The organism is Microbacterium sp. MYb54, assembly GCF_002979515.1.
GTDB lineage: Bacteria > Actinomycetota > Actinomycetes > Actinomycetales > Microbacteriaceae > Microbacterium.
The window spans coordinates 1-5580 of sequence record NZ_PCPA01000042.1; the positions used below are offsets into that span (position 1 = coordinate 1).

At 54.2% G+C, this 5580-nt stretch carries 3 rRNA genes; all 3 read right to left on the minus strand.

Annotated elements, in window-relative coordinates:
- Nucleotides 1-43 precede the first annotated feature (43 nt).
- The 3 genes from rrf to CQ040_RS20370 all read right to left on the minus strand — a co-directional run bounded on the left by rrf (nt 44) and on the right by CQ040_RS20370 (nt 5322).
- A 5S ribosomal RNA gene (rrf, locus tag CQ040_RS20360) occupies nt 44-160 on the minus strand.
- A 108-nt stretch (nt 161-268) separates the two neighbouring features.
- Nucleotides 269-3374, minus strand: a 23S ribosomal RNA gene (locus tag CQ040_RS20365).
- Nucleotides 3375-3801: 427 nt separating this feature from the next.
- Nucleotides 3802-5322, minus strand: a 16S ribosomal RNA gene (locus tag CQ040_RS20370).
- Together the 16S, 23S and 5S rRNA genes form the textbook arrangement of a ribosomal RNA operon.
- Between the last annotated feature and the right edge of the window lie 258 nt (nt 5323-5580).

Sequence of the window (5580 nt, forward strand, 5' to 3'; positions counted from 1 at the left end):
AAAATGGCCACCCAACGATGGGTGGCCATTTTGACTAAAAGGAGTCCGGCGGTGTCCTACTCTCCCACAGGGTCCCCCCTGCAGTACCATCGGCGCTGTGAGGCTTAGCTTCCGGGTTCGGAATGTAACCGGGCGTTTCCCTCACGCTATGGCCGCCGAAACACTATTGATGTTTCAATCAAACACATAACAAAGTCATTGTTGTTATGTGGTTCTCGACCGTACATCGAGAACCACTCAGTGGACGCGTAGCACCAACAAACGGTGTGTTATCAAGTCATCGGCTTATTAGTACCAGTCAGCTGCATGCATTACTGCACTTACACATCTGGCCTATCAACCCAGTAGTCTGGCTGGGAGCCTCTCACCCGAAGGTATGGAAATCTCATCTTGAGGCCGGCTTCCCGCTTAGATGCTTTCAGCGGTTATCCATCCCGAACGTAGCTAATCAGCGGTGCTCCTGGCGGAACAACTGACACACCAGAGGTTCGTCCAACCCGGTCCTCTCGTACTAGGGTCAGATCCTCTCAAATTTCCTACGCGCGCAGCGGATAGGGACCGAACTGTCTCACGACGTTCTAAACCCAGCTCGCGTACCGCTTTAATGGGCGAACAGCCCAACCCTTGGGACCTACTCCAGCCCCAGGATGCGACGAGCCGACATCGAGGTGCCAAACCATGCCGTCGATATGGACTCTTGGGCAAGATCAGCCTGTTATCCCCGAGGTACCTTTTATCCGTTGAGCGACAGCGCTTCCACAAGCCACTGCCGGATCACTAGTCCCGACTTTCGTCCCTGCTCGACCTGTCAGTCTCACAGTCAAGCTCCCTTGTGCACTTACACTCGACACCTGATTGCCAACCAGGTTGAGGGAACCTTTGGGCGCCTCCGTTACTTTTTGGGAGGCAACCGCCCCAGTTAAACTACCCACCATGCACTGTCCCTGAACCGGATTACGGTTCGAAGTTAGATATCCAGAGTGACCAGAGTGGTATTTCAACAATGACTCCACACGAACTAGCGTCCATGCTTCAAAGTCTCCCACCTATCCTACACAAGCCACACCGAACACCAATACAAAGCTATAGTAAAGGTCACGGGGTCTTTCCGTCCTGCTGCGCGTAACGAGCATCTTTACTCGTAATGCAATTTCGCCGAGTTCGCGGTTGAGACAGTTGGGAAGTCGTTACGCCATTCGTGCAGGTCGGAACTTACCCGACAAGGAATTTCGCTACCTTAGGATGGTTATAGTTACCACCGCCGTTTACTGGGGCTTAAATTCTCAGCTTCGCCTTACGGCTAACCGGTCCTCTTAACCTTCCAGCACCGGGCAGGCGTCAGTCCGTATACATCGTCTTGCGACTTGGCACGGACCTGTGTTTTTAGTAAACAGTCGCTACCCACTAGTCTCTGCGGCCTCCAAACGCTTTCGGGAGTAAATCCCTATACGCCGAAGGCCCCCCTTCTCCCGAAGTTACGGGGGCATTTTGCCGAGTTCCTTAACCACGATTCTCTCGATCTCCTTGGTATTCTCTACCTGACCACCTGAGTCGGTTTGGGGTACGGGCGGCTTGAACCTCGCGTCGATGCTTTTCTTGGCAGCATAGGATCACCCACTTTTTATCCGCATCGTGTCTCAGCCTATGTGAATCGCGGATTTGCCTACGACTCGGCCTACGCACTTGCACCAGGACAACCATCGCCTGGCTTGGGCTACCTTCCTGCGTCACACCTGTTAATACGCTAACCGCACCAGCATGGGGTCGTGCGCTAGGCCCAGAGCGTCACCCCGAAGGGATCAGTCACTAGGATTCAGACACTTAGCACTACTGGATTAGCTTGGGCGGTTCTTCGCCGGTACGGGAATATCAACCCGTTGTCCATCGACTACGCCTGTCGGCCTCGCCTTAGGTCCCGACTTACCCAGGGAAGATTAGCTTGACCCTGGAACCCTTGGTCTTTCGGAGGACGTGTTTCTCACACGTCATTCGCTACTCATGCCTGCATTCTCACTCGTGTAGCCTCCACGGCTGGTTTACACCGCCGCTTCGCTGGCCACACGACGCTCTCCTACCCATCAACACGGCTGGACCACGAAGGCCTACCAATAATGTCAATGCCACAACTTCGGTGGCGTGCTTGAGCCCCGTTACATTGTCGGCGCGGAATCACTTGACCAGTGAGCTATTACGCACTCTTTCAAGGGTGGCTGCTTCTAAGCCAACCTCCTGGTTGTCAAGGCAACTCCACATCCTTTCCCACTTAGCACGCGCTTTGGGACCTTAGTTGGTGGTCTGGGTTGTTTCCCTCTCGACTATGAAGCTTATCCCCCACAGTCTCACTGCTGCGCTCTCACTTACCGGCATTCGGAGTTTGGCTGACGTCAGTAACCTTGTAGGGCCCATCGGCCATCCAGTAGCTCTACCTCCGGCAAGAAACACGCAACGCTGCACCTAAATGCATTTCGGAGAGAACCAGCTATCACGAAGTTTGATTGGCCTTTCACCCCTATCCACAGCTCATCCCCTCAGTTTTCAACCTAAGTGGGTTCGGTCCTCCACGACGTCTTACCGTCGCTTCAACCTGGCCATGGATAGATCACTTCGCTTCGGGTCTAGGACATGCGACTGAATCGCCCTATTCAGACTCGCTTTCGCTACGGCTACCCCTCAACGGGTTAACCTCGCCACATATCGCTAACTCGCAGGCTCATTCTTCAAAAGGCACGCTGTCACCCCTACTAAGGAGGCTCCAACGGTTTGTAAGCAAACGGTTTCAGGTACTATTTCACTCCCCTCCCGGGGTACTTTTCACCTTTCCCTCACGGTACTTGTCCGCTATCGGTCATCTGGGAGTATTTAGGCTTATCAGGTGGTCCTGACAGATTCACACGGGATTTCACGGGCCCCGTGCTACTTGGGATACTCTTCGCGCCAAGAGAGGCATTTCGACTACGGGGTTGTCACCCTCTATGACCGGCCTTTCAAGACCGTTCGTCTATACCTTCTTGTAACGCCGCCATCTCGGCAGAGATGACTGAAAAGTCCCACAACCCCCAACGTGCAACGCCTGCCGGCTATCACACACGCTAGGTTTAGCCTGTTCCGGTTTCGCTCGCCACTACTAACGGAATCGCGGTTGCTTTCTCTTCCTGTGGGTACTGAGATGTTTCACTTCCCCACGTTCCCTCTACCCGCCCTATATATTCAGGCGGGAGTCACTAGGTCGGCACGCCGCCCAGCGGGGTTTCCCCATTCGGACACCCTCGGATCAAAACTTGCTTATCAGTTCCCCGAGGCTTATCGCAGATTGCTACGTCCTTCTTCGGCTCCAGATGCCAAGGCATTCACCGTTTGCTCTTAAAGACTTGATAAATCACATGAGTTTGAATCAGAATCGACACCAGACCCCGAAAGGTCCGGCATGAAATTGACTAATGATCTTTAAGATCATCTTGTGCAACTGACCGAAGTCAGCTGCAAGATGCTCGCGTCCACTGTGTAGTTCTCAAAGTACGGGCGGTGCCCCCATCCACAACCCCACAAACGGGGGAAACAGAAAGAGGCCCAGAGTAACCGACTGTGCACTCGACCCAAAGGCCAGTGCGCATCCGGTCCCTCAGGACCCAACAGCGTGCAGACACCAATCCCCTCACTCAGAACCTTCCAACCGCAAGCGGTGTACTAATTCCGAGATCAGATCTCGATGCCATGTCAAATGTTCCACCCATGAGCTCCCAGCGAAGAACGAATGCCTTCGATCTGGGTTCTGGACACCCGAAAGTGTCAGATGCTCCTTAGAAAGGAGGTGATCCAGCCGCACCTTCCGGTACGGCTACCTTGTTACGACTTAGTCCTAATTACCAATCCCACCTTCGACGGCTCCCTCCAAAAGGTTAGGCCACCGGCTTCAGGTGTTACCGACTTTCATGACTTGACGGGCGGTGTGTACAAGACCCGGGAACGTATTCACCGCAGCGTTGCTGATCTGCGATTACTAGCGACTCCGACTTCATGAGGTCGAGTTGCAGACCTCAATCCGAACTGGGACCGGCTTTTTGGGATTCGCTCCACCTCGCGGTATTGCAGCCCTTTGTACCGGCCATTGTAGCATGCGTGAAGCCCAAGACATAAGGGGCATGATGATTTGACGTCATCCCCACCTTCCTCCGAGTTGACCCCGGCAGTATCCCATGAGTTCCCACCATTACGTGCTGGCAACATAGAACGAGGGTTGCGCTCGTTGCGGGACTTAACCCAACATCTCACGACACGAGCTGACGACAACCATGCACCACCTGTTTACGAGTGTCCAAAGAGTTGACCATTTCTGGCCCGTTCTCGTATATGTCAAGCCTTGGTAAGGTTCTTCGCGTTGCATCGAATTAATCCGCATGCTCCGCCGCTTGTGCGGGTCCCCGTCAATTCCTTTGAGTTTTAGCCTTGCGGCCGTACTCCCCAGGCGGGGAACTTAATGCGTTAGCTGCGTCACGGAATCCGTGGAATGGACCCCACAACTAGTTCCCAACGTTTACGGGGTGGACTACCAGGGTATCTAAGCCTGTTTGCTCCCCACCCTTTCGCTCCTCAGCGTCAGTTACGGCCCAGAGATCTGCCTTCGCCATCGGTGTTCCTCCTGATATCTGCGCATTCCACCGCTACACCAGGAATTCCAATCTCCCCTACCGCACTCTAGTCTGCCCGTACCCACTGCAGGCCGGAGGTTGAGCCTCCGGATTTCACAGCAGACGCGACAAACCGCCTACGAGCTCTTTACGCCCAATAATTCCGGATAACGCTTGCGCCCTACGTATTACCGCGGCTGCTGGCACGTAGTTAGCCGGCGCTTTTTCTGCAGGTACCGTCACTTTCGCTTCTTCCCTGCTAAAAGAGGTTTACAACCCGAAGGCCGTCGTCCCTCACGCGGCGTTGCTGCATCAGGCTTGCGCCCATTGTGCAATATTCCCCACTGCTGCCTCCCGTAGGAGTCTGGGCCGTGTCTCAGTCCCAGTGTGGCCGGTCACCCTCTCAGGCCGGCTACCCGTCGACGCCTTGGTGAGCCATTACCTCACCAACAAGCTGATAGGCCGCGAGCCCATCCCCAACCGAAATTCTTTCCAGACGCAGACCATGCGGTCACGTCACATATCCAGTATTAGACGCCGTTTCCAGCGCTTATCCCAGAGTCAGGGGCAGGTTGCTCACGTGTTACTCACCCGTTCGCCACTGATCCACCCAGCAAGCTGGGCTTCACCGTTCGACTTGCATGTGTTAAGCACGCCGCCAGCGTTCATCCTGAGCCAGGATCAAACTCTCCGTAAAAAAGAAATGCATACGACACCGGGAAAACGGTGACGCAGCGAGTTTGATGCTGACCAAAGAGACAAATTCATTGCTGACTTTATCCGTTGCCAACCCCCAAAGGAGGTTGGTCTTTGATCCAAAGGAATTCTCAACTAGCCGAAGCTAGACGAGGATAATTTGGCATTTGACAAGTGCACGCTGTTGAGTTCTCAAGGATCGGATGCTCCCACGACCCAGCCATCACAGCCAGGCCCGCAGGGCAACTTCTCTATCTTA